Source organism: Erwinia sp. S43 (genome assembly GCF_016624745.1).
GTDB classification, from domain to species: domain Bacteria; phylum Pseudomonadota; class Gammaproteobacteria; order Enterobacterales; family Enterobacteriaceae; genus Erwinia; species Erwinia coffeiphila.
In genome coordinates this window covers 1-1,207 of the sequence record NZ_JACVTX010000058.1, presented here as the reverse complement: position 1 = coordinate 1,207, position 1,207 = coordinate 1, and the positions used below count along the sequence as shown (strand labels likewise).

The 1,207-nt window shown below is 52.8% G+C and carries 1 protein-coding gene; it reads right to left on the bottom strand.

What is annotated here, in order from left to right:
- Positions 1–16 precede the first annotated feature (16 nt).
- A protein-coding gene (locus tag IBT47_RS26770; RefSeq protein ID WP_200564281.1) for an IS3 family transposase occupies positions 17–1,128 on the bottom strand; the annotation gives its coding sequence in 2 pieces (ribosomal slippage) (positions 17–867 and positions 867–1,128; 1,113 coding nt in all).
- Between the last annotated feature and the right edge of the window lie 79 nt (positions 1,129–1,207).

The following is a 1,207-nucleotide window of genomic DNA, read 5'->3' as shown; positions in this document are numbered from 1 at the left end:
TGTAAGTACACCCGTTTTAGTTCCACACACTTTTTGAGATTTCCGGTTTCTCAGCCAGCATCCGGTACTCTTCCGGCGTCAGGTTATTCAGGGATTCATGGGGCCGCTCACTGTTGTATTCCGTCAGCCAGCGCTCCGTGATTTCCCGTGCTTCGTTCAGCGTTCTGAACAGATAAAAATCCAGGATTTCTGTCCGGTACGTCCGGTTAAAGCGTTCGATAAACGCGTTCTGCGTCGGCTTACCCGGCTTAATAAAGTCCAGCAACACACCGTGCTCCTCAGCCCATTGCGCCAGAACCAGTGAGACCAGCTCTGGCCCGTTGTCCATCCGCATCTTCAGCGGATAGCCACGGTTTGCCACAATCCTGTCCAGCACCCGCACAACCCGTTGCGCCGGAATATTCAGGTCAATTTCTATCGCCAGAGCCTCGCGGTTAAAATCATCCACGACGTTGAAGGTCCGAAAGCGTCTGCCACATGTCAGGGCGTCGTGCATAAAATCAATCGACCAGCTCTGGTTAAGTGCTTCCGGCGTGGCCAGCGGAGCCGGATTACGCACCGGCAGACGTTGTTTACCCTTACGCCGGAAATTCAGTTTCAGCAGGCAGTAAATCCGGTGTACCCGCTTGTGGTTCCAGACGTGGCCCTGCCTGCGAAGCACCTGAAAAAGCTTCTTAAAGCCGTAGCGCGGATAGCGTTCAGCCGCCTCAGTCAGCCTCTGGATCACCGGTTCATCACGTCGCGTATCCGGTTGATAGCGAAACACCGTCCTGCTCAGCGATAACGTCCTGCATGCCTGGCGTATGCTCATCGTAAACTGTGCGGTCAGATAGCTGACGAGCTCACGCTTTATCGCTGGTTTTAAAGCTTTTTTTCGATAACGTCTTTCAGCGCCCGGCATTCCAGGCTCAGGTCGGCAAACATCTGCTTCAGGCGACGATTTTCGTCTTCAAGATTTTTTATCTTTTTGATATCAGCGGCTTCCATCCCGCCATATTTCGCCTTCCAGTTGTAGTAGCTGGCTTCGGATATAGCGGCCTCACGGCAGACATCCTTGACGGTTCGTCCGGCTTCGACGGACTTCAGAACGGCGATAATCTGGTGTTCGGTAAATCGGATCTTACGCATAGCGATCTCCTCAGGGGACATAGTCAGTATGTCGGAAGATCTCTAAAAGTGAATGGCCCGTTTTACCGGGATACTTACA